Source organism: Pseudomonas sp. BGA-UO-ETr-WB11, assembly GCF_059567785.1.
In genome coordinates this window covers 910,725-934,614 of sequence record NZ_JCAQOS010000008.1, presented here as the reverse complement: position 1 = coordinate 934,614, position 23,890 = coordinate 910,725, and the positions used below count along the sequence as shown (strand labels likewise).

Annotated in this window: 20 protein-coding genes; 11 read left to right on the top strand and 9 right to left on the bottom strand. The window is 62.2% G+C overall.

Annotation, left to right across the window (positions count from 1 at the left end):
- Nucleotides 1-120 precede the first annotated feature (120 nt).
- Nucleotides 121-375: a PA4570 family protein gene (locus AC56DI_RS17840; RefSeq protein ID WP_324517302.1), complete on the top strand. Its 255-nt coding sequence runs from the start codon at nt 121-123 to the stop codon at nt 373-375.
- A gap of 46 nt (nt 376-421) precedes the next feature.
- Here the strand turns inward: AC56DI_RS17840 and bamJ are convergent, their stop codons facing one another.
- Nucleotides 422-1,039, bottom strand: a complete 618-nt coding sequence (bamJ, locus tag AC56DI_RS17835) for a BamJ family beta-barrel-assembly machinery protein (RefSeq protein WP_422588900.1) — start codon at nt 1,037-1,039, stop codon at nt 422-424.
- 202 nt (nt 1,040-1,241) lie between these two features.
- Between bamJ and AC56DI_RS17830 the strand changes: the two genes are divergently transcribed.
- The 3 genes from AC56DI_RS17830 to AC56DI_RS17820 are packed head-to-tail and all read left to right on the top strand — an operon-like array spanning nt 1,242 to nt 4,659.
- A complete protein-coding gene (locus tag AC56DI_RS17830; RefSeq protein ID WP_496347331.1) occupies nt 1,242-1,871 on the top strand; it encodes a c-type cytochrome in 630 nt (209 codons plus the stop codon).
- Nucleotides 1,871-3,100, top strand: a complete 1,230-nt coding sequence (locus AC56DI_RS17825) for a cytochrome-c peroxidase (RefSeq protein WP_496347330.1) — start codon at nt 1,871-1,873, stop codon at nt 3,098-3,100. The genes AC56DI_RS17830 and AC56DI_RS17825 overlap by 1 nt, the downstream gene beginning before the upstream one ends.
- A gap of 2 nt (nt 3,101-3,102) precedes the next feature.
- On the top strand, nt 3,103-4,659 hold the full coding sequence (locus AC56DI_RS17820) for a parallel beta-helix domain-containing protein (RefSeq protein WP_496347329.1): 1,557 nt from the start codon (nt 3,103-3,105) through the stop codon (nt 4,657-4,659).
- Between the two features lie 188 nt (nt 4,660-4,847).
- Here the strand turns inward: AC56DI_RS17820 and AC56DI_RS17815 are convergent, their stop codons facing one another.
- The 4 genes from AC56DI_RS17815 to AC56DI_RS17800 form a co-directional block, all read right to left on the bottom strand.
- A complete protein-coding gene (locus AC56DI_RS17815; RefSeq protein ID WP_324517297.1) occupies nt 4,848-5,336 on the bottom strand; it encodes a TIGR00645 family protein in 489 nt (162 codons plus the stop codon).
- Between the two features lie 193 nt (nt 5,337-5,529).
- On the bottom strand, nt 5,530-5,871 hold the full coding sequence (locus AC56DI_RS17810) for a PA4575 family protein (protein WP_496347328.1): 342 nt from the start codon (nt 5,869-5,871) through the stop codon (nt 5,530-5,532).
- 335 nt (nt 5,872-6,206) lie between these two features.
- Nucleotides 6,207-8,672 (bottom strand): Lon protease family protein, encoded by a 2,466-nt coding sequence (locus AC56DI_RS17805; RefSeq protein ID WP_496347327.1) that lies wholly within the window; start codon nt 8,670-8,672, stop codon nt 6,207-6,209.
- A 114-nt stretch (nt 8,673-8,786) separates the two neighbouring features.
- Nucleotides 8,787-9,110, bottom strand: a complete 324-nt coding sequence (locus AC56DI_RS17800) for a TraR/DksA family transcriptional regulator (RefSeq protein WP_496347326.1) — start codon at nt 9,108-9,110, stop codon at nt 8,787-8,789.
- Nucleotides 9,111-9,387: 277 nt separating this feature from the next.
- Between AC56DI_RS17800 and AC56DI_RS17795 the strand changes: the two genes are divergently transcribed.
- Both AC56DI_RS17795 and AC56DI_RS17790 read left to right on the top strand, forming a co-directional pair.
- Nucleotides 9,388-9,876 (top strand): DUF3015 domain-containing protein, encoded by a 489-nt coding sequence (locus tag AC56DI_RS17795; RefSeq protein WP_324517293.1) that lies wholly within the window; start codon nt 9,388-9,390, stop codon nt 9,874-9,876.
- 104 nt (nt 9,877-9,980) lie between these two features.
- The gene (locus tag AC56DI_RS17790; protein WP_496347325.1) at nt 9,981-11,864 is read left to right on the top strand and encodes an Lnb N-terminal periplasmic domain-containing protein; all 1,884 of its coding nucleotides are present in this window, start codon (nt 9,981-9,983) and stop codon (nt 11,862-11,864) included.
- A gap of 4 nt (nt 11,865-11,868) precedes the next feature.
- Here the strand turns inward: AC56DI_RS17790 and radA are convergent, their stop codons facing one another.
- From radA to AC56DI_RS17775, 3 genes are all read right to left on the bottom strand, one after another.
- Nucleotides 11,869-13,233: a DNA repair protein RadA gene (gene radA, locus AC56DI_RS17785; RefSeq protein ID WP_496347324.1), complete on the bottom strand. Its 1,365-nt coding sequence runs from the start codon at nt 13,231-13,233 to the stop codon at nt 11,869-11,871.
- A 57-nt stretch (nt 13,234-13,290) separates the two neighbouring features.
- Nucleotides 13,291-14,787, bottom strand: coding sequence for an MltF family protein (locus AC56DI_RS17780; protein ID WP_496347323.1), 1,497 nt, complete (start codon nt 14,785-14,787; stop codon nt 13,291-13,293).
- A 265-nt stretch (nt 14,788-15,052) separates the two neighbouring features.
- Complete coding sequence (locus AC56DI_RS17775; protein WP_496347322.1) at nt 15,053-15,328, bottom strand: HP1242/YdcH family protein; 276 nt, start codon at nt 15,326-15,328, stop codon at nt 15,053-15,055.
- A 206-nt stretch (nt 15,329-15,534) separates the two neighbouring features.
- Between AC56DI_RS17775 and mscL the strand changes: the two genes are divergently transcribed.
- From mscL to AC56DI_RS17755, 4 genes are all read left to right on the top strand, one after another.
- Nucleotides 15,535-15,945 (top strand): large-conductance mechanosensitive channel protein MscL, encoded by a 411-nt coding sequence (gene mscL, locus AC56DI_RS17770; RefSeq protein ID WP_324517281.1) that lies wholly within the window; start codon nt 15,535-15,537, stop codon nt 15,943-15,945.
- Between the two features lie 202 nt (nt 15,946-16,147).
- Entirely contained in the window at nt 16,148-18,361 is a 2,214-nt protein-coding gene (locus AC56DI_RS17765; RefSeq protein ID WP_496347321.1) for a GGDEF/EAL domain-containing response regulator, read from the top strand.
- Nucleotides 18,362-18,375: 14 nt separating this feature from the next.
- Entirely contained in the window at nt 18,376-19,536 is a 1,161-nt protein-coding gene (locus AC56DI_RS17760) for an ABC transporter substrate-binding protein (RefSeq protein WP_496347320.1), read from the top strand.
- Entirely contained in the window at nt 19,526-21,952 is a 2,427-nt protein-coding gene (locus AC56DI_RS17755; protein WP_496347319.1) for an ATP-binding protein, read from the top strand. The genes AC56DI_RS17760 and AC56DI_RS17755 overlap by 11 nt, the downstream gene beginning before the upstream one ends.
- Here AC56DI_RS17755 and AC56DI_RS17750 read toward each other — a convergent pair.
- On the bottom strand, nt 21,903-22,679 hold the full coding sequence (locus AC56DI_RS17750) for a ferredoxin--NADP reductase (RefSeq protein ID WP_496347318.1): 777 nt from the start codon (nt 22,677-22,679) through the stop codon (nt 21,903-21,905). The two genes, AC56DI_RS17755 and AC56DI_RS17750, sit on opposite strands and share 50 nt — an antisense overlap.
- Nucleotides 22,680-22,746: 67 nt before the next feature.
- Here AC56DI_RS17750 and AC56DI_RS17745 point away from each other — a divergent pair, with 67 nt between their 5' ends.
- Nucleotides 22,747-23,886: a methyltransferase gene (locus AC56DI_RS17745; protein ID WP_496347317.1), complete on the top strand. Its 1,140-nt coding sequence runs from the start codon at nt 22,747-22,749 to the stop codon at nt 23,884-23,886.
- The last annotated feature ends 4 nt before the right edge of the window (nt 23,887-23,890 follow it).

Sequence of the window (23,890 nt, the reverse complement as noted above, 5' to 3'; positions counted from 1 at the left end):
CACCTGAACAGCCCGCCCGTCCGGCGGGCTTTTTATTGCCCAGCCGAAAGCCAATTTATTCTTGCTATTATTTGAATAGGAATTATTCTCATCTAAACCTCATTACCAAGGAGATGAGCCATGACCTATCTAATCGACGCCTGGCTGGACCGTCCGCACCCTTACCTGCGCATCCTCAATCGGGAAACCGGTACGGTTTGCGTAACGCTGGAAGAACAAGCTCTGGAGGAATTGCGCGAACTGGGCGACCTGGACCTCGCCAGCCTCAACTCCAGTGAGCCACTGGTGCTCAAGGAATTGCTGCGTAATTTGTTTCTATTCTGCTTCGCTCGGGCCTTGCGCCCGAATGCAGATAACGAGGCACCCCGCTTCTGAGTGCCTCGCCCGCTGAGCGCCCACCAAGGCGCTCAGCCACCGGCTCTTACAAAACGGCCAGCAACTCCACATCAAACACCAGCACGCTGTGCGGCGGGATGCTGCCGGCAGCCTGGCCACCGTAGGCCAACTCGCTCGGTACGGTCAGGCGCCACTTGCTGCCGGTATTCATCAGCTGCAAAGCCTCGACCCAACCAGCAATCACGCCACTCACCGGGAACTCAGCCGGCTCGCCACGCTCGTAGGAGCTGTCGAACACAGTGCCGTCGATCAGGGTGCCGTGGTAGTGGGTGCGCACATTGTCGTCAGCCGAAGGCTTGGCGCCTTCGCCGGCAGTCAGCACTTCGTATTGCAGACCCGATTCCAGCACGGTTACCCCGGCTTTCTTGGCGTTTTCCGCCAGGAAGGCTACGCCAGCAGCGGCGGCCGCTTCGGCCTGAGCCTTGGCCTGGGCCTGCATCACTTCACGAATCACCTTGAAGCTGGCCGACAGGTCTTCCTGGCTCACACGGCTTGGCGTGCCATTGAAGGCATCGGACAGACCGGCAACGATCGCCAGCAGATTCACACCCGGTGGCGGGTTCTCACGCAACTGGTCGCCCAATTGACGGCCAATGCCGTAGCTAACGCGTGTTTCGTCGGTGGTCAGTTTGAGTTCGGACATGCAACAGCTCCGCTGGAGGTGAAAAAAGGCCGGCCAGACTAGCACAGAAGCCTGCAGCACCCCACTCGGCAGCCCTCGGGACAAATTATCCACAGCACTTGATTGGTACGTACGTACCAGTTAGCATAAATCCCAGCTGACCACCCTTCCCGCTTTCCCGTGTAACCCCCCATACGGCACAACAAGATGCCGAAGGATGCCCATGACCCGTCCGCGCCTGCATGCCTTGCTATTACTGATCGGCCTCGCCAATGCGGCCCCCATCCTTGCCGATGCCGTTGATGGCAGCGCCCTGTATGCCGCCTGCGCAAGCTGTCACGGCGCCCAGGCCGAGGGCAACCCGACCCTGCAAGCGCCGGCCCTGGCCGGCCTAAATGCCGACTACCTGAGCCGCCAGCTTGAGCACTTCAAGGCCGGTCGCCGCGGCAGCGACCCGGCCGACAGCATCGCCGCACCCATGCGCGCCATGGCCGCCACCCTGGTGGATGAGCAGGCCGTCACGGCAGTCGCCACTTACCTGGCCGGCCTGCCACTGCCCGCCATCACACCCAGCCTGAGCGGCAACGTCGCCCAGGGCAGCCGTTTGTATCAAGCAAAATGCGGCGCCTGTCACGGCGGCAAGGCCGAGGGCAATACAGCCATGAACACCCCACGCCTGCGCCAGCAACACGACAGCTACCTGCAGCGCCAGGTCGCGCACTTCCGTCAGGGCGTGCGCGGCAGCGACCCGACGGACCGCTACGGCAAGCAAATGAAAATGATGGCTGCCAGCGTCAATGACGCCGAGCTGCTCGACGTGCTGGCCTATATCAGCAGCCTGGATAAACCCTGATGGCCGGCAACTACCTGATCTGGCTCGCCACAGCCGGCCTGCTTGCCTCCAGCGTCCAGGCTGCGCAAGCGCCCGCAACCGTGAGTTTGGCCAGCACCTGCCCGCCCGGCTTTGAGCTGAGCGCAGGCAACCAGTGCAAGCTGCACAGCCTGTATGACCAGTACAACTCGCTGTACAGCCAGGGCGTAGGCGGCTTGAAGACGGCCTTGCCGGCGCGCCGCGATGGTTTCTCGCCACAGCAGATCGACCTCGGCCGCCAGTTGTTTTTCGACCCACTGCTGTCCGGCGATCAGACCCTGTCCTGCGCCAGCTGCCATCACCCCAAGCTGGGCTTTGCCGACGGCCAAGCCAAGAGCACTGGCATCCACGGCCGCACTGCCAGCCGCGGGGCGCCAAGCCTGTGGAACATGGCGTTTTTGACCAGTTTCTTCTGGGATGCGCGGGCCAAGTCGCTGGAAGAGCAGATGACCGGGCCGCTGTACGCCACCAATGAAATGGGCAACACCCCGGCGCAGCTGCTCAGCTCAATCGACGGCAATAGCACCTACCGCCGTCTGTTCGCCGAGGCCTTCGACCAGCGCGCGGAACAACCAATCAACCTGACGCAGATCTACACCGCGATTGCCGCCTTCGAGACCTCACTGATCTCGCTGAACAGTCGCTACGACCACTATGCCCACGGCTACGCCGAGGCCCTGAATGCCAATGAACTGGAAGGCATGAACGTGTTTCGCTCGTTCGTCGCTCGCTGCGCCGAATGCCACACGCCGCCTCTGTTCACCAACCAGCAGATCGCCGTGATCGGCGTGCCGGAAGCTGCTGGCCAGCCCTTCGATGCCGGCGCCGAAAACGTGTTTCACAACCCCACCTGGCGCGGCGGTTTCAAAGTGCCGTCGCTGCGCAACATCGCCCAGACCGCGCCCTATATGCATAACGGCGCGTTCAGCAACCTGCGCGACGCCAGCGAGTTCTACACCAAGGGCCGCGGCCACGCTCTGCCGAAGGAAGAGCAAGCGCGCATGGTCCTGCACTGGCACATCTGGGAACCCAAGCTGGCCGAGCTGGAACTGGATCGCCTGGTGGACTTCATGCAGACCCTCACCGATGAAAGCTTCACCCCCGCGACCCCCACTCAGGTGCCGTCCGGCTTAACCCCCGGCGGGCGCCTGCCGGCTGCCCTTCAGGGAGCCACCAACACCGCCGTACGTCTTGTGTCACAAGGAGAATAATAATGGGCAAGAAGATCATCAGCGCCATCGCCGCCATCGCCGCCGTCGGCCTGCTCGCCGCCGGCGTCTACCTCGGTAGTCAACTTGGCAGCGACAACAGCGCCACCATCGTCGGAGGTGCCGATCGCTACGCACAAAAATCCGGGGCAACCAGCGCCGCCGTCGGCAGCCTGGCCAAATCTGTCGGTGCCAGCGGCAAGGGCCAGGTGCATGCAGTGCGCGATGGCGAATCGATCCAGGCTGCGGTGCAAAAAGCTCAGCCAGGTGATGTGATCCAGGTGTATCCCGGCACCTACAAGGAGACTGTGTACATCGACAAGGACGACATTCTGCTCAGCGGCGTGATCGTCGACGGCCAGTGGCCGACCATGGAAGGCGGGCAAACGCTCAACGATGCGGTGCTCTATTCGGGCAACAACATCACCGTCGAGAACCTGCACATTACCCATTACAAGGGCAATGCGATCATGGGTCAGGCCGGCAACAACTTCCTGATCCGCAACAACCGGGTGATCGACACCGGCGTCTACGGCATCTTCCCGCAGCTGGGCAAGAACGGCCTGGTCAGCAATAACGTGCTCAGCGGTATCGAAGACGCGGCCATCTACATCGGCATGTGCGACAACGTGCACGTCAACAACAACGAGGTGTTCGCCAACGTCGCCGGCATCGAGATCGAAAACTCCCGGCACTCCATCGTTGAGAACAACAAGGTCTACAACAACACCGGCGGCATCCTCGCGTTCATTACCCCAGGGCTGCCGATCAAAACCACCTTCGACGTGATCATTCGCAACAACTTCATCACCGACAACAACCACCCCAACTTCGGCGCACCGGGCTCGATCGTCTCCGGCGTACCGGCGGGCACCGGCATCATCGTCATGGCCGCCGACGAGGTGACCATCGAGAACAACATCATTAGCGGCAACAAGAACGTCGGCATCGTCATCACCGACCACGACAGCTTCGCCAACATCACCAAAGACCCTGACTCCGACCCGCACTCGGACAAGGTCTCGATCCTCAACAACCTGATGTTCAACAACGGCGCCGAACCCATCGACGAAATCAAGGCGCTGAAAATCGCCAGTCTGACCAGCGGTACCGTCGACATCATCAGCGTCGGCACCAGCCGCGACAGCTGCCTGCTCAACCCTGGCCAGTACCCAACCCTGGGCACTAAAAGCTTCGGCACGTGCGGCTTCTCCACCACCGCCGACACCGTCACTTACCTGCTGCCCGAGCCGGTGGCACCCCGTGAGTTCAAGCTCGAAGAGAAAGGCAAGATGGTCTACTACGGCGTTTGCGCCGGTTGCCACGCCTACAACATGCGCATGATCGGCCCACCGGTGGAGACCATCCAGGCGCTGTACATGGACAACCCGCAAGGCATCGTCGACTACATCAGCAACCCGACCAAGAAGCGCGACGACTACCCAGCCATGCCCAAGCAGGACTACCTGAGCCCGGAAATCCGCCGCGCCGCTGCCGAGTTCATGCTTAACACCGACAGCAAGGGCGTGTTCCACGACCCGGCCCTGAACCAGAAGCCATAACCGCACCAAGGCTCAGCGCCAACTGTAGGAGCGGCTTCAGCCGCGATGCTTTCTAGACAAACGGCATCGCGGACTAATCCGCACCTACAAAAGCCAAATCACACCGTCAGCGCAACCTGATTAGCACCCACAAAAAAGGAGCACCGCGGTGCTCCTTTTTTATTGCCGAACGATTAGCCCGGACGACCTCAGTGCTTGGTCAGCTTGTCCAGATAGCCCATGGCGAACGCCGAGACCACGAAGGTCATGTGAATGATCACGTACCACTTGAGGTGCTCCGGATCGGTGTTTTTTGCATCCATAAACACCTTAAGCAGGTGGATCGAGGAAATCGCCACGATCGAGGCAGCGACCTTCATCTTCAGCGAACTGGAGTCCATCTTGCCCAGCCAGCTGAGCTTCTCTTTGCCTTCGTCGATATCTAGCTGGGAGACGAAGTTCTCGTAACCGGAGATCATCACCATCACCAGCAAGCCGCCGACCAGGGCCATGTCGATCAGCGACAGCAGCACCAGGATCAGGTCCGCTTCGGCCATGGAAAACACGCTTGGCAGGATATGGAACACTTCCTGGAAGAACTTCAGGCACAGCGCCAGCAAGGCCAGCGACAGACCGAAATAGATTGGCGCCAACAACCAGCGCGATGCGTACATCGCATTTTCAATAAAGCGTTCCATGGTGCCTCGCAGAAGAATCAAAACCGGCGGCGAGTATACCCAGCCCAGGCTCACCCATATAGAGGTCCCACGCCCATCAAGGTGAGGGTTTCGGCACACAGGCATTTTGTGGATAACCTTTTTGCTCCGCCGCCCCGCACACCTTGCAGGGACGCACTCAGCACCGCAGCAAAGACGCTCCAGACAGCTAGATTCAGGCCTCAGGATGCAGCTGGCGATGCCCCAGGGGATGACCACGCGCCTGGTTTAGGCTGCGCAGTTGCGCCTGCATGTGCAAGCGCCAGATCGGCGGCTGAGTGCTCGGCTGATAGCCTTGGGACAACAGGTTGGCGGCAATTCCGTCAAGCACCTGCTCGGCCACGCAGGGCCCGCAGAATGGGCCTTGCGCCTTGATCATCGAGGGTTGACCGGCGGCCATACCGGCGGCGCAGAGCAAGGTCCAGAGGCCTTGCTCACCTGCCAGCGGGCGCACCTCACATTCGATGCGGGTGATCATTCCCAGGCAGTGACGAGTCAGACAGAGGCTGCGCGACATGGCGGCGGCTCCGGCAAGGACGAGCTTCCAGCCTACACCCGCAATACGCCTGCCGAAAGCCCAAGATTACCCCCACAAGCTGTGGATAACTCTGTGGATGAGCACTGGAAAAGCCCCTCCAGCCACGACCGGCCGGGCTGCCTGCAACAACGTTCAGTGACTGACCAGCCACCGAACGGTTGATCAGCCCTGAACGGACCCGCGACGGGTGAGCAAGTGCCCCCGGTGAGGCTTATACCCCCGCGCAATAACGGCACAGGCCGTTCGCGGTCGAGACCGCTCCCACAACTATCAGGTCCTAGCCAAACCCTGTGGGAGCGGCCTTGGCCGAGAATTCAGGCGACACCACCTTCGGTGGCTGGCTTTTTCACCGCCTTCTTGCGTGCGGGCTTGGCTGCCGCTGCCGGCGGCTCTTCCGGCTCGTCGTCATCCTGGCCCATTTCCGCGATGGCGCGCAGGCGCTCAACCACCCGCGCATTGACGCTGCCTTCGGGGAACACGCCCTTGGCATCCGGCGCGCCAGCATCGGCGCCCACCAACAGGCTTAGGGCTTCGTCCACCTGACGCACCGCATACACGTGGAACTGGCCGGCGCGCACCGCCTGCAGCACGCGCTCGTCGAGCATCAGGGTGGATACGTTGGAGTGCGGGATGATCGCGCCCTGCTCGCCGGTCAGGCCGCGCGCCTCACAAAGGCGGAAGAAGCCTTCGATCTTCTCGTTGACCCCGCCGACCGCCTGCACCTCACCGAACTGGTTGATCGAGCCAGTGATGGCGAAACACTGCTTCAACGGCGTGCGTGACAGAGCGGAGATCAACGTGCAGACCTCACCCAGGGAAGCGCTGTCGCCGTCCACATACCCGTAGGACTGCTCCAGGGCGATACTCGCGGAGATATCCAGCGGGTACTCCTGGGCATAACGGCTGCCCAAGTAGCCGGTGAGAATCATCACGCCCTTGGAGTGGATCGGTTGGCCGAGATTGACCTCACGCTCAATGTCGACAATGCCCGAGCCGCCCGGATACACCGTGGCAGAAATCCGCGCTGGCACGCCAAACGCCGAATCGCCGACTTCCAGCACGGTCAGGCCGTTGCACTTGCCGACCTCGGCACCGCGGGTGTCGATGAGAATGATGCCGGCCAGCATGTCATCCAGAATCCGCGCCGAGACCCGCCCGGTACGCACGGCCTTGGCCTTGAGCGCGCGCTCGATATGGCCGACATCGGTGCAGGCCTCGCCCGCCTGCTGGCGGATAAAGTCCGCCTCGCTGACCAACTGGAAGAGATCGCCAATCCGCGCGGACAAACGGCCCTGGTGCTCGGCGAGGCGCGCACTGTAGGTCGCCACCCGCGCCACGGCAGCCGCCGTTAGCGGTGCCATGCCCTCTTCCGAGGTGCGGGTTTTCATCAATTGGGCGAACTGCTCCAGGCTGTCTTCGACCAGGGGAATGTCCTCGTCGAAATCCACCAGCACGCGGAACATTTCCTGAAAGTCCGGATCGAGGTCCTGCAGGGTGTAATACAACTGACGTGAGCCGATGATGATGACCTTCACCTGCAGCGGGATCATCTGCGGCGTCAGGGTTACGGTGGCAATGCGGCCCAGCTCGCCGAGCGGCGACTCCATCTTCAACTGGCGCGAATGCAGGGCACGCTTGAGCGCATCCCAGACAAACGGCTCGCCCAGCAGCTTCTCCGCCTCCAGCACCAGGAAGCCGCCGTTGGCGCGGTGTACCGCCCCCGGCCGCAACTGTCGGTAACTGGTGTAAAGCGCACCTTGATCGGTGTTGTATTCGATGCGGCCGAACAGGTTGTCGTAGGTCGGGTGCGATTCGAACACCACCGGCGCGCCACCGCGATGGTGATGGCCCACCACCAGACTGGGGCTGTACTGCTCTTCCAGCAACTTACGGGTTTGCGCGTCCGCCTTGTCCACATCCACCAACTGCTCGACGACGGTCTTCAGCAGGTTGACCTGCACCGCCTGCAGGTAAGCGCCGACCCCGGCATTTTCCGCATAACGCTCGGACAGCGGCGCCAGCAGCGGCTGCAGCGCCAGGCTGATGGTTTCTTCATTGAGCTGACGCAGTTGGTTGCTCGACTCGCGCTTCCATTGCGCCAGGCTCGACAGCTCTTCGTTGAGGCGCTCTTCCAGGGCCGAGATATCGACGTGAAAACGTTCGCGCTCGGCCTCCGGCAACTGAGCGAACTCGGCCTCGTCCAGCGCCTTGCCGTCCTTCATCGGGGTGAAGGCGATGTTGCTGCTGTCGCGGTACAGAGCCACCTCTTTTTCCAGCGAGGCACGCTCGATCACATCCAGGGCGCGGTCGTAGCGCTGGTTGAAGATGCGGTCGATGGCGCTCTTCTTCTGCTGGTACGAGGGGTGCTCGAACACCGCCGGAAAGGTCGCCAGCAGGTTGTCGATCAGGTGATTGATGTCGGCCAGAAAGGCACTCGCCGTGCCCGCCGGCAACTCCAGCGCCCGCGGCTCGCGCGGTTCGTCGAAGTGATTGACGTACACCCAGTCAGACGGTGTGGCCAAACGCTTGGCTTCGGCCTTGAGGTAGCGCTGCACAAACGAGAAACGCCCGGTGCCGGGCTCGCCCATCACATAGACGTTGTAACCCGGCCGCGGCATGGCCACGCCAAACTGCAGGGCATCCACCGCCCGCTCCTGGCCGAGCACGCCGCGAAAGGGCTCCAGCTCGTCAGTACTGTTGAAGTTGAATTGGGCGGCATCAAATGGACGGGTCAACGCTTCGGGCGCCACCCGCAGGGCAGTCGCTATCGAGTCGGCCATGGCTAATCCTTAGGCAAGCGGCGCGCCAGCAGGCAGAGCGGCGCACACGGGAAGATGTGCGCATTCTGGCGCCGGCCACGGAGCACTGGCAAGGCATTCGCCGGCCTGCCTGGCTTACTCCGCCAGATCGGCACAGCCCAGACAGAAGGCCGCTGTTGGCAATGCCTGCAAGCGCGCCGGGGCGATAGCGACGCCGCAACGCTGGCACAGGCCATAGGTGCCGGCGCTTAGCCGCTGCTTGGCCTGGGCCGCCTGCGCCTGGCCCTGCTCGGCCTCGATCAGCAGCGCCTGCAACACCTCGTCGTTCTGCCGCTCGCCAGCCTGCTCGGCCGAATCCGCCGAATGGCTGCCGGTCAGATCACGGCGGATGGCCGTTGCCCGTGCCGCATATTCGGCTTCCAGGCTATCGAGAACAGCTTGCGGGTCGAAAGTCGTCATGGCGCACACTCCAGCGGAAGGATGACTTCAGTGTGGCCGGCTGACGACAACCTGCACTGACGTGCATCAAAGCCGCTTGCCGACTTGCGCACAGCCCGAGCAGTACGCCTTGACACTGGCCGGTCATTCCGAAAAGCTGCAAGGCACAGACGGGTACACAAGTGCCCCACGAGGCTGGCAAAAGTCGACCTCCGGACACCCTGGTTTCCACCCCCGCCTGGACGGCGCAGGCCTTGTGCCTGAGCTACCTACCAAGGATTGCATAGAGAGTAAAACCATGAAAAAACTCCTGCTCGGTACCCTGCTTGTTGCTGTTTCCTCTGCCGCCCTCGCCGAAGCACCCGGCGGCCCGAACTGCGGCTGGGGCAACATGCTGTTCAAAGGCCAACGCGGCACGGCCTCGCACTTCGTCGCTTCCACCACCAACGGCACCTCGGGTAACGCCACCTTCGGCATGACCTCGGGCACCAACGGTTGCTCCACCAATGGCACCCTGACCTACGGCGGCAAGCCGATGCTGATCGTCAGCAACATGATGGACGAGCTGTCGGAAGACATGGCCAAAGGCCAGGGCGAAGCCCTGACCACCTACGCCGTGGTTCTGGGTGTAGCACCGCAAGACCGCGCGCATTTCAACGAAGCCGCCCATGCGCACTTCAATGAAATTTTCAGCAGCGCCTCGGTCAGCGCCGCTGACGTGCACGCCGCCACCCTGGCGATGATGCAGAAAGACGCTCGTCTGGCTAAATACGCCCACGAAGCCTAAGCCCCCGTTCCGGGCAGCGGTTCGCACCGCCACCCGGACGCTGTGCTCCATGGCCGTAGCCCGCGTCTTTTGGCGCGGGTTTGTTTTGCAGAGTCATGCCCCCCATGTTCAAACGCCTGCTTTCCCTTCTGGCGCTGTGCGCCTGCGCGCCCCTGGCTGCGCAACCACAGTTTGCTGACACCCGCCTGCACAGCCTGGCCAACGACCCTTACTGGATTGCCCTCGGCCATTACGAGACCGGCAAACTGGGCGGCTGGCGCAGCTATGTGGACGACGGCAGATTCTTCCTCGCCGCCGACGGTGCCAGCCACCCGGAAGCTGAACTGCGCGCCACCCTGCAGGCCCTGTATGCGCCCGCCAGCCTTGGCGAACAACACGCCCAATGCGTATTCCCCGCACGCAGCCGCTGGCTGCGTGAACAACTGCAGCTGAGCAAGCTGCCGCAGCCCACCTGCAACGAACTGCGCGCCTGGTACAGCGATATCGCCCCGCACAGCGCGGTGCTGATCTTCCCGGCGGCCTACCTCAACAGCCCATCGTCGATGTTCGGCCACACCCTGCTGCGCATCGACCAAGCCAACGTCGACAGCGACGGCAGCGCCATGCTCAGCTACGCGCTGAACTTCGGCGCCTTTATCGAAGGCGCCGACAACAGCATGCTGTACGCCTGGAAAGGCCTGATGGGCGGCTATCCGGGCCTGTTCGCCCTGGTGCCCTACCGGGAGAAAATGGCCGAATACACCCGCCTGGAAAACCGCGACCTGTGGGAGTACCGGCTAAACCTGACGGCCGAAGAAACCGGGCGCATGGTCGAGCACGTCTGGGAGCTGAAGCAGATCCGCTTCGACTACTTCTTCTTCGACGAAAACTGCTCCTACCGCCTGCTGGAACTGCTGCAAGTAGCCCGCCCCGGCCTGCAACTGACCGAGCAATTCCCCCTCACCGCGATCCCCACCGACACCGTGCGTGCGGTCAAGGACGCAGGCATGGTCAAGCAGATCGACTATCGCCCGTCGCGTGAACGCGAATTGCGCAAAAGCGCCGAACCGCTGAACAAACACGAGCAGGACTGGGCACTGCGCATTGCCGCCGACACCACCGCCCTGCAACAGCCCGCCTTCCAGGCCTTGCCCGCACCCCGCCAGGCGCTGATCAGCGACACTGCCTTCCGCCTGCTGCGCTATCAGGCCAACGGCCAGGAACGCGACCCGGCCACCGCCCAGCGCAGCTTCGACCTGCTGCAGGCTATCCACCGCAACCCACCGCCGCCCCTGGTGGTCGAACGCCCCGGCTTGCCGGAAGACGGCCACGACTCACGCACCTGGCAACTGGGCGCTGGCAGCCGTGGTGATCGTGCCTTCGCCGAATATGGCCTGCGCATGGCCTATCACGACCTGGAAGACAACCTGTACGGCTTCCCCCTCGGCGCGCAAATCGAAATCCTGCAAATGAAATTGCGCCAGTACGAGGGCAACGACTGGCAGCTACAGCAACTGGATCTGGCCAGCATCCGCTCCCTGACACCGCGCAGCCAGTTGCTGCAACCCTTGTCCTGGCAAGTACGCGGCGGCTTCGAGCGGGTGCCGGGCAACAGCACCGAGCATGACGGCAAAGCCACCCTGGTCAGTCATATCAGTGGGGGTGCCGGCGCCAGCTGGCAGTTGGGCGAAGACTGGCTCGGTGATGACCTGCTGGGTTTCAGCCTGCTCACCGGCCGCCTGGAGCACAACAACGACTTCGCCCCGTTCGCCGCGCCCGCGATCGGCTTCGACAGCGGCCTGCTGTGGCGCAACCCGCTGGGCAACCTGCGCCTGGAAGCCCAAGGCGACTACTTCGCCAACGGCGAAGTGCGCCGCACACTCAGCCTCAACCAACAGTGGGAGCTCAGCCAGAACCTCGGCCTACGCCTGAGCGCCCAACGCCAGTTCAGCCAACAGACCAGCCCGCTCAACGAAGTGCAGCTGGAGCTGAAGTGGTATCACTACTGAGTGGTTACTCGAACAAGGCATCCAGCGCCTGCTCCAGGCGCGTCACTGCGATGACCTGCAAACCGGGTGGCGCTTCTTTCGGCGCGTTGCCCTTGGGTACGATGGCGCGTTTGAAACCGTGCTTGGCCGCTTCCTTCAGGCGCTCCTGACCGCTGGGCACCGGGCGAATCTCCCCGGACAACCCCACCTCGCCAAACACCAGCAGGTCATGGGGCAAGGGCTTGTTGCGCAGGCTGGACATCACTGCAGCCAGCAGCGCCAAGTCCGATGCCGTCTCCAACACCTTGACCCCGCCGACCACGTTGAGGAATACGTCCTGATCGTAGGTCGGAATACCGCCGTGCCGATGCAGAACCGCCAGCAGCATGGCCAGGCGGTTCTGGTCCAGGCCCAACGTAACGCGCCGCGGGTTGGCCATATGACTGGTGTCGACCAGCGCCTGCACCTCCACCAACATTGGCCGGGTGCCTTCCCAGGTGGCCATCACCACACTGCCAGGCACTTCCTCCTGGGCACGGGTGAGGAAGATCGCCGAGGGATTGGACACTTCCTTCAGGCCCTTGTCGGTCATGCCGAACACGCCCAGCTCGTTGATCGCGCCGAAGCGGTTCTTTACCGCACGCAGCAGGCGTAGACGGCCATCGGACTCACCTTCGAAATACAACACGGTGTCGACCATATGTTCGAGCACCCGCGGGCCGGCCAGAGCGCCTTCCTTGGTCACGTGGCCAACCAGGAAAATCGCCGTACCGCTCTGCTTGGCATAACGCACCAACAAGGCCGCACTCTCGCGCACCTGGGCCACGCCGCCAGGGGCCGACTGCAACTGTTCGGTAAAAATGGTCTGGATCGAGTCGATCACCATGACCTTGGGCTTTTCCCGCTTGGCGGTTTCGATGATCACCTCGATGCAGGTCTCGGTCATCACCTTGAGCTGATCCTGGGGCAGATCGAGACGCCGTGCGCGCATCGCCACCTGCTGTTGCGACTCTTCGCCCGTCACATACAGCGCCGGCATGCGCACGGCGATGTTGCACAGGGTCTGCAACAGGATGGTCGACTTGCCGATGCCCGGATCACCGCCAATCAGCACCACCGAACCGTCCACCAGGCCGCCGCCGAGCACCCGGTCCAGTTCGGCGGACGAGGTGGAAAAACGCGGCACTTCCTCGACACTGACCTCGGCCAGAGTCTTCAACTGCGCCTGCTCGCCCGCCCAACCGGCACGCCCGCTCGGGGCGGCGCTGTGGGCCTCAATCAGGGTTTCGGTCAGGGTGTTCCAGGTGCCGCACTCACCGCACTGCCCGGCCCACTTGGGAAAGGTCGCGCCACATTCGGTGCAGCCATACATGCGCTTGGCCTTGGCCATGGGGATCTCCGCAAACCGCAAAAGCACCGATCATAGCGTCTGCTATGGGCGCCGGCATCAGTTGCCGGGCTGCGGACGAGCCTCGGCCCGTTCGCGCAGCTTCTGTTCGGCCAGTTTGTAGACCACGTAGTACTTGTAGATATTGCCGACGTAATCCACGGTTTCGCGGCCAACGATACGCGCCGCCGCCTGCTCGACATTGCCGAACCAGACGTTCGGGTCCAGCCCGGATTTTTCTGCCAAGCGGCGAAACTTCATCAGGTTTCCCGGGCCGGCGTTGTAAGCGGCAAAGCTCAACAGGGTGCGATTGACCGGCGTCAGCTCCGGATCATCCAGGTACTTGTCAGCCAACAGGCGCATGTATTTGCTGCCGGCCTCGATGTTCTTGTCCACGCTGGTGTCGATGCCCTTGATCCCCACCGCCGGATCGGCCGCCGTGCTCGGCAACAGCTGCATCACTCCAACGGCCCCTGCCCGGCTGCGCGCGGCCTGGTTCAGCTGGGACTCCTGAAAACCCTGAGCCATCAGCATCAGGTGGTCGAAGTCGTAGGTTCCCGCATGCTTCTGGAACACCCCGACCAGCGCATTGAACTTGGCCATCTCGGCTTGGGAGGTGGCGTTGAGCACGCGCTTACTGTTTTTGAAACGGCGCAGGGTGATGTTGCCAAATTCGCTGCCGATCTTGTGTTCTTTGACGAACGCACTCAGCACCTGCTTGAACTGTGGACTGCTCTTGCGCAGCGCCCAGCTCAGCTCGCCGCCCTGATGCAGGTAAACCCCGGCCTGGATCTGCATCTCGGTATACAGCGGCTGCCACAGCAGGGCGATGTGCTGGTCGGCTACGGTAATCCCGAACAACCCGGCATTGACCATTTGCAGCAGGTCCTCGGTTTCCAGGTTCTCATTGGCCGGCATGATCTTCACCGGCGCCAGGCCTTGCGCCTTGAAACGCTCGTTGAGCGTAACCAGATGCTCGAAATAGCTGCTGGAGGGGCGCACATAGACCTCCTTACCGGCCAACTCCTCGATGTGCTGGATTTTCGCGCTACCGGGCGCAGTGACTATCACTTCACGGATGTCGCGCGCGACCGGGTCGGTGAAGTCGATCGTGCGCTGACGACCTTCGGTGATAGTCAGGCCACCCGCGGCGATGTCGCCGTCACCGGCCAGCAGCTTGGGCAGCAACTCGTTGCGCGCCGTGGGCAGAAACATCACCTGCCAGCGCTGGGTCTTGTCGGCAAAGGGCTGGGTCTTGTTCAGCCAGCCCTCGAAGGCCTTGCCAAAGGCGTAGGCCACGCCATCCTGGCGACCGCGGTCGATCAGGTAGAAGGTCTTGCTGTAGGGCACCAGGATGCGCACCATGCGCCGCTCACGCATGCCGTCGAAATCGCCGACCCAGGCCTGCGGCACAGGCAAAACCATGGCATCGACCTCAGACTCTTCCTGCGCACTCAACTGCGCCGGCGGCAACTCGAACTGACTGTGCTCGTTCGCCCAAACCGGTGAGCCACAGCCCAGCATCAGCACCAACCAACAACAAAAAAACCGCCCCATGCCTCACCCCCAACGCCACAAACAAGAATGGCAAGCGCGCTACTGAACCCGAAATAACGCCACGCCGACACCAGACAACAACTGCATCTGAGCTAAAAATGATAGGCCAAAGCTTGACCACGACCCGCTCAATCTCCCGCATGACTGAGCGTGAAGCCGCTCGGTAAGCTGCGACAAGACATCCCGCCCGGCCCTCAGCAAGGTAATGCTGCACGCATAAAAAAGGCGCGGTAATCACCGCGCCTTGAGCCTGCCTGAATGCAGATCAGCAGGTGCATTTACCGCAGCAACCTTCCGGCTCGGCAGCTTTGTTCAACTGGCGGGACAGCTCGTCCTTCAACGCCACGCGCTCAGCCTTGAGGGTCGACAGCGCGCTGTCATCCAGCAGATCAACACCGTCTTCGACGCGGCAGATGCGCTTGTCCAGCGCCTCATACTCGTCAGCCAGGCGGGCAAAGTGGTGATCCTGCTGGCGCAAGGTATGCAGCTGTTCACGCAGTTCCGGAAAGTCAGCGATCAGCGAATGGTGTTCTACATGCATGGGTCAGCTCCTGTGATAACTGTCTTCAGGCTAGCTCCGAGGCATGTACGCCCCCTTGACCAGGATCAATGCCAACGGGTTTAGCCATCGACCCATCACCCGCTACAAAACCCAGAATAAATCCCCCAAAGGCCCTACCGCCCGGATGACGGCGCGGCGACCGGCGTTTTACACTGCCGCCACCCACCTAAATAAGGAAGCTATCCATGAGTGTGCTCAGTGAGTTCAAGGCCTTCGCGGTCAAAGGCAACGTGGTCGACATGGCCGTCGGTATCATTATTGGCGCCGCATTCGGCAAAATCGTCAGCTCCTTTGTCGGCGATGTCATCATGCCGCCGATTGGCCTGCTGATCGGCGGGGTCGACTTCACCGACCTGGCCATCACCCTCAAGGCTGCCGAAGGCACTGCCCCGGCCGTGATGCTCAGCTACGGCAAGTTCATCCAGACCGTGCTGGACTTTCTGATCGTTGCCTTCGCCATTTTTATGGGCGTCAAAGCCATCAATAAGCTGAAAAGCGCCGAAGTGCCGCCTGCCCCAGCCGGCCCGACTGCCGACCAGCAACTGCTCAGCGAGATCCGCGACCTGCTCAAGGCCCAGCAAGACAAGCCGCAGTAACGCCCTCCTCTGGTGTCGCCCTGTACCGCGGGGCGGCGCCAACAATTCGTAACAAGCCCACCGCTGATCGCGTGAGTGCCGATTGCCGATTTCCTGCCTAGACTGAGACTCAGACCTAACGGCTGCAGTCATCGCCCCGTGGCAAACGCCACCAAGCCCTCTAGACCGCATGCCTCCGCCCCACTGCACGCAAGGGTTAGTGATGAGCAGCGAACATGATGACGAGCTGTTTTTCTTCAAGGATGAAGTGCTCACCGCCGAGTACTCGCACGACACGCCCACCTGGCGAATACTGATCGTCGACGATGACAAAGACGTCCATCAGTCCACCGGCTTTGCCTTGGCCAACACTGAAGTGCTCGGCCGCCCCCTGGAATTTTTCCACGCTTACTCGGCCGCCGACGCCATCCGCATTCTCGGCGAGCAAACGCAGATCGCTGTCATTCTCCTCGATGTGGTGATGGAGTCTGACGATGCTGGCTTGCAGCTGGTTCGCGTCATTCGTCAGGACCTGGGCAACAGCGAAGCGCGCATCATCCTGCGCACCGGCCAGCCGGGCTATGCCCCGGAGATGGAGGCCATTCGCGACTACGACATCAATGACTACAAGACCAAGTCGGAACTGTCACGCAATCGTCTGTACACCGCCCTGACGGCGGCGATCCGCTCCTATGAGCAAATCCACACCATCAACGCCAGTCGCCGCGGCTTGGGCATGGTGATCCGCGCCAGCAGCCAGCTGCTCGCCCGCCAGGGTGTCAACGAATTCGCCGCAGGGATCATCACCCAGATCTGCGGCCTGTTCAGTTTGCCGCCCGAAGGGGTGGTTTGCGCCTACGACCAAAAAGACTCGACTGCGCAGGCGCTGATCGTCGCCGCCGCCGGCAGTCTCACCAACTGCATCAACCAGCACCTCGACGCGCTGCCCAATACCGCCATTGCTGAAGCCCTGAACGACACCCTGCGAGAGCGGCGAAACCACTATGGCAATCACTCGACCACGCTGTTTTTCCCCGGCCAGCACAACCACGACATGGCCGCTTATCTGCAAACCGAAAAGCCCCTGAACGACCTCGACCGGCAACTGCTCGAGGTGTTTTGCAGCAACATCATCGTCACCCTCGATAACGTTCAACTGCTGACCCAGCTTAAAGATCACGCCTATAACGACCACTTGCTGCACATCCCCAACCGGCTGGCCTTTGTCCACGCCCTCGACTGTGCCCTCAGCGGTCCGCCCCGAAACGATACCACCCTGGCATTGATCGACATTGACGGTTTCTCCGAGCTCAATGACGCCCTCGGCCACCAGCACGGCGACAATCTGCTCAAGGCAGCGGCCAGCCGTCTGCAAGAGCAACTGCCCGCAGGCTCGCTGTTAGCGCGGGTGGCGGGTGACGTATTCGGCATCCTCGCCAACACCGCCGTACTCACCCCTGAATTCCTCAACAACCTGCTGCGCCAGCCCCTCTGCCTGGGGGAGCTGCAACAGAATCTCACCTCCACGATCGGCCTGATCAGTCTGGACCAGATCGACGGCAACGGCAGCGACGCCCTCAAGGCGGCAAATATCGCCCTCAAGCATGGCAAGCAGCATCACCGCGGCGGCATCAGCCACTTCAGCCTGGACATGGAATTCGAAACCCGCGCCCGCGTACACCTGCTGCAAGATCTGCGCAGCGCCTTTGAGCGCGAACGGTTGTTTGTCGTCTATCAACCACAAGTCCGCCTGAGCGACCGCCAGCTAATCGGCGTTGAGGCCTTGCTGCGCTGGCGCAATGACGACGGCAGTTTTGTCTCACCAGCCCAGTTTATCCCGCTGGCGGAGAGCTCCGGGCTGATCATCAGCCTGGGCGAATGGGTGCTGCGCAGTGCCTGCCACGACCTGCACAAAATCAACCAAATCAGTTCTCAGCCCCTGCGCATGGCCGTGAATGTCTCGGTCATGCAGTTCCGCCAGCCCAACTTCCTTGAAGTGCTCGACCGCGCCCTGGGCGAAAGCGCGATTGACCCGCGCCTGCTGGAGTTGGAAATCACCGAATCGGTGGCCATGCTCGATGCCGGCTTCATGACGGACTTGCTGAATCAGATAAAAGCTCGCGGTATCAGCATCGCGGTGGACGACTTCGGCACGGGTTTTTCGTCGCTCAGCTACCTTGAGCAGCTCAACGTCGACCGACTGAAAATCGACCTCAGCTTCGTCCGCCAGATGGAGCAGAGCGCCGGCAGCCGACGGATCGTCGAAACCATTATTCAGCTCGGCCAGAGCCTGCAACTGGAGCTGATCGCCGAAGGTATCGAACTGGAAAGCCAAGCCCACGCGCTGACAGCCCTGGGTTGCCATGAAGGCCAGGGATACCTGTTCGCCAAGCCGCTGACGCTGCCGGACTTGCTTGAGCAAGTGGCGACCTACTGATGGCGGAGAGAGCCATGCCCAAGCCTTGCTCACCTGTGTTGCCAGCGCGCCAACCATACGCCACAGGCAAACGTCTGCTGCTGCTCGCCAGCCTGCTGCTCAGCGCATGTGAGCCGAGCGCCGAGCAGCCGATTGAGCCCATCCGTCTGGGCGTGATCGTCGACACCTCCGGGCCCACCTCCAGCCTCGGCATTGCCGGGCGCAACGGCATGCAGTTGGCGGTGGAGCAGACCAACGCCGCCGGCGGCATCCACGGCCGCCCCATCGAACTGCTGCAGCGTGACGATGGCTTCAACCCACAACAGGCTGCTCAGGCCGCCACCGAGCTGATTGATGCCAAGGTCGATGCGGTTTTCGGCCCCATGACCAGCCTGATCGCCGAGCAACTGGCGCCGCAGTTCACCGCCGCGGGGGTTCTGTTGATGGGCGGCACGCCCCTCAGTCCGTTACTGGCCGGTCGCGATGATCAGTTCTTTCGAATTCTCAGCCACACCAGCCCGGACGCCCTCGGTATTGCCCAGCACCTGCAACACCAACTGGGCATCGGCCAGGTGACCGTACTGATCGAAGAGAGCAACCACACCTTTACCCGCCCCTGGCTGGCCGATTTCCAGCGTTATTTCGCCGCGGAGGGAGGCAGCGTCAGCCAGACCATTGCCTTCACCCGCAACGCGCAAACCGACTTCGCCACCCTCGCTCAACAGGCGCTGGCCAACAAACCGCGCGCAGTGATCCTGATCAGCAACGCCCTGGACACCGCCATGCTGGCCACTCAGTTACGCCAGAAAAATCCACACCTGGTGCTGGCCACGCCGGCCTGGGCCGCCGCCGATGCTCTGCTGGAAATGGGTGGCCGCGCCGTCGAGGGCATGATCACTGGCCAGGCCTATGACCTCAGCGACCAGTCGCCCGCCTTTCTCGCCTTTAAACAGGCGTATCAACAGCGCTTTGGCCAGTCGATCGACACCGCCGCAGTCACCGCCTACAACGCCACCCAGGTGCTGTTGCACGCCCTGCGCGAACGCCAACCGCAGGAGTCGCTCAAGCAGACCCTGCTGCGCATTCGTCACTTTGCCAGCCTGCAACAGCCGATTGATCTGGATGAGTTCGGCGACAGCGCAAGCCGCTTTTACCTGATGGTGGTTCGCCAGGGACGTTTTATTAATGCCGAATAAACCTCACACCTCACGCCCGTTGCTGCTGACCCTGGCTAGCCGCTTCATTCTGGTGGCCTTCATCCCGGTGCTGATGATCGCCCTGTTGTTTCGCTTCTATTACGAACCGTTGATGCGCGCCGACATCGAGACGCGCCAACTGCGAGCGGCCGAAGCCACCGCGCAACAAATTGCCCACCACTTCAGCATTGCCGAGCGCGAACTCGCCGCTCTCGGCGATTTGTTTGCCAGTGCACCGCACCTTGGCCAGGAACAGACGGAGGTGTTGCTGGATGCCTATGCCGACAGTTCGAACTTCTACGAAGCCCTGTACCTGACCGACGAACAGGGGCAGATTCGTGCCATCGGTCTGGCCAGCAATCGCCGCCTGCTGCGCCAGAACCTGCAGGGCCTGGATATGTCGGCTCGCGATTTCGTGCGCAGCGCCCATCGGCTCAGGCAAGGGTTCTGGTCCAATAGTTTTCTCTCCACCGTCAGCTCACGGCTGACCGTGGCTCTGGCGCAACCGGTAGGGCTGCGCACCCTGATTGGCGAAGTGGCCATCGAGCCACTACCGACCCTGGTGCGCCAACTGAGCCAAAACAGTCAGCTGCAAATTCGCCTGCTCGACCGGCAAAATCAGCTGGTCGCCAGCTCTGAATCGGTGCAAGCGGGGCAACAGGTCAACCTCGGCAATCTGTCGGTGCTGCAACGCAGCAATGGCCAATCCAGCCGTTTCGAGCTCGATGGCCAGGCCCTAATTGGCGTTGCCCACAAGGTCGAGGGACCCGACTGGCAAGTGCTGGTGGCACAGCCCGAGGCCAATGCCTACGGGCAAATCAACACCACCTGGCAACGCATCATGCTGTCCCTGGGGCTGGCGCTGCTGGTCGCCCTGGCGATAGCCGGTGCCACCAGTTGGACCCTGGCGCAGAAAATCTCGCAGTTCAGCGAACATGTCAGTGCCATCGCCCAGGGCAGCTATGACCTGGAACTGGAAGACAGCGACATCCGCGAACTGAATACCCTGCGCCACAGTTTGGAGCAGATGGTCGGCGCGATTGTGGAACGCGAACACAGCATGGCCCGCACGGCCTTGAGCCTGCGCGAAAGCGAAGACCGTCTGCTGGCCACTCTGGAAAACACTCCCAACGTCGCCGTGCAGTGGTTTGATCCCGAGGGCCGGGTGCTGCTATGGAACCACGCCAGCGAAACCCTCTACGGCATCGCCCGTCAGGACGCCCTGGGCAAAACCCTCGACCAACTGTTCCTCAATCCGCAGCAAGCCCGCCTGTTTCTCGCCACCCTGCGCGAGGCCGCCAAGGGCGTGGCCCTCGGTCCTTACCTGTCGGATGTACGCAATGCCGCCGGCCAGCAGCTGTATGTGCAGGGCACCACGTTCAGCATTCCGGCGCCCGGCGGCGGCAAGCACTTTGTGTGCATGAACGTGGACATCACCGAGCAGAAGAAAGCCGAACTGGCTTACCGCGACCTCAATGAAACCCTCGAACAACGCGTCGTGCTGCGTACCGATGCCCTGACCCAGAGCAACCTGGAGCTGAATCAGACCCTGGACACTCTGCAGCAGGCACAAAATGAACTGGTGCGCAGCGAGAAACTGGCAGCCCTGGGCTCGCTGGTGGCCGGCATCGCCCACGAGCTGAACACCCCAATCGGCAACAGCGTGATGGCCGCCAGCACCTTGGAAGACCACAGCAAAGCCATGTCCCAGGCCGTCACGACGGGCAACCTGCGCCGCTCCATGCTGGAGCAGTTTATCGGCGACACACAAACCGCCACCGACATTCTGATGCGCAACCTGCGCCGCGCCAGTGAACTGATTTCCAGCTTCAAACAGGTGGCTGCCGACCAGGCCAGCGCCCAGCGCCGTCAGTTCAATCTGGCTGAGGCAGTCAACGAGATATTTATCACCCTTGGACCAACCCTGAAGAAAACCCCGTATCAGATCGACAGCGAGATCGACGCCAGCATTGTCCTGGACAGCTATCCCGGTGCCCTCGGGCAGATTCTCGTCAACCTGATCAACAACGCCCTGCTGCACGCCTTCGATGGCGCCAGCCAAGGCCTGATCAGCGTAAAAGCGTTCGCCACCGAACCCGGCTGGATCGACCTGACCATCACCGACAATGGCCACGGCATCAGCGAGGAGAACCTGCCGCGTATCTTCGACCCCTTCTTCACCACCAAGCTCGGCCAAGGCGGCAGTGGCCTTGGCTTGAACATCGTCCACAACTTGGCCACTGGCGTACTCGGCGGCAACATTGCGGTGGCCAGCCAGCTCGACTGGGGCACACGCTTTATCCTGTCCCTACCGCTGGTGGCACCCAATACCGCGGCGTCAGCCGAGCAGCCGCCAGCACCGCCCCTCACCAATAGTTTTCTACGGCCACCTGCCCCGGACGACGCGTCAGGCTGAGCTGCATACCTCGGGTTTTCAACAGTGCGCGGCAGTCGTCGATCATCTGCGGGTTGCCGCACAGCATCACCCGCCCCTGTTCAGGCTCCAGGGCAAAACCGGCAGCGCGCTCCAGCTCGCCATTGGCCAGCAATGTGGTGACGCGCCCGTGCAAAGTTCCAGGTACCTGCTCGCGGGTAACCAGCGGCAGATAGACTAACTGCCCGGCGTACTCCTGCAGGTAATCACGCTGCTGCAAACCCTGGATCAGCGCCTGATAGGCCAGTTCCTGGCTGCTGCGAGCGCTGTACACCAGGACGATGCGGGCAAAGCGCTGCCACACCTCAGGGTCCTGCAGAATCGACAAAAAGGGCGCCAGACCCGTGCCGCTGGCCAACAGCCAAAGGTCGCTGCCGTCGGTAAAACGGTCGAGGGTCAGATAACCGAAAGGCAGGCGCTCCACCAGCAGCTCGTCGCCCACCTGCAGGCGGCTCAGTTCACTGGTGAACTCGCCACCCGGCACCACGATGGAGAAGAATTCGAGAAACTCGTCATGGGGCGCCGACACCAGCGAATAGGCACGCCAGATGATCGAGCCGCTGGCCTTGCGCACGCCTAGGCGGGCGAACTGGCCAGGGCGAAAGCGAAAACCGGGATCACGGCTGCAACGCAGACTGAACAGCGTCGGCGACCACGGCTGCACGCTCAGCAACTGCTGGCGGGTGAACTTATCGGCGGTGCCAGTCATACTGCGCCCCTCTCATTCGTCACTGCAGTGTCGCGCAAAGCGACGAGCAGAAACACCGCCGGTTCATATGCCTATATTCACTACGCCTTTCGCCCAGCTCGACCTGCTCCGCCAACCGGAACAACAGGACGAACCGCTGCAGGCCTTCGATGCCGCCGACGAATACCTGCTCAATCACCTGCACGACCTGGCTTTGCACGAGCAAGGCCTGCACGCCGACAGCCGCGTGCTGCTGCTGAATGACAGCTTCGGCGCCCTGGCCGCCAGCCTGGCGCCGCACTGCGTGGTGACCAGCGGCGGCGATTCGCACCTGGGCTTTCTCGCCCTGCAAAAGAACCTGGCGCGCAATCAGCTGCCAGACACCGCCGTGACGTTCGTACCCGCCAGCCAAGTGCCCCAAGGGCCGTTCGACTGGGTGCTGATCCGCGTACCCAAGACCCTGGCCCTGCTTGAAGAACAGCTGATTCGCCTGCACGGCCAACTGGCACCGGGCGCGCGGGTGATTGCCGGCGCCATGCTCAAACATTTACCGCGCGCCGCTGGCGACCTGCTGGAGCGTTACATTGGCCCGGTGCAGGCCTCCCTCGCAGTGAAAAAGGCCCGCCTGCTAAGCGCCACACCCACTGACAAGCCCGCTGTTGTCTCGCCCTACCCGAGCCGCTATGCCCTGGAACAGCCGCCCTTGCAGCTGCTCAACCACGCCAACCTGTTCTGCCGCGAAGGGCTGGATATCGGCACCCGCGCCTTTCTTCCGCACCTGCCGAAAAGCCTCGCCGCGCGGCGAGTGGCGGATCTTGGCTGTGGCAACGGGGTACTGGGCATCGCCCACGCCCTGGCCAACCCGCAGGACGAGCTGACCTTGGTGGACGAGTCTTATATGGCGGTGCAATCGGCCGCGGAAAACTGGCGCGCTGCCTTGGGTGAGCGTCCGGTAACCCTTCGCGCCGGCGATGGTTTGGCCGAGCAGGCGCCGGAATCACTGGACCTGGTGCTGTGCAATCCGCCGTTCCACCAGCAGCAGGTGGTCGGCGACTTTCTCGCCTGGCGCATGTTCACCCAGGCCCGTGCGGCACTGGTGACCGGTGGCGAACTGTGGATCGTCGGCAACCGCCACCTGGGCTACCACGGCAAGCTCAAACGCCTGTTCCGCGGCGTCGAGCAGGTGGCGGCCACCCCCAAGTTCGTGGTGCTGCGCGCTATTCGTTAACGCA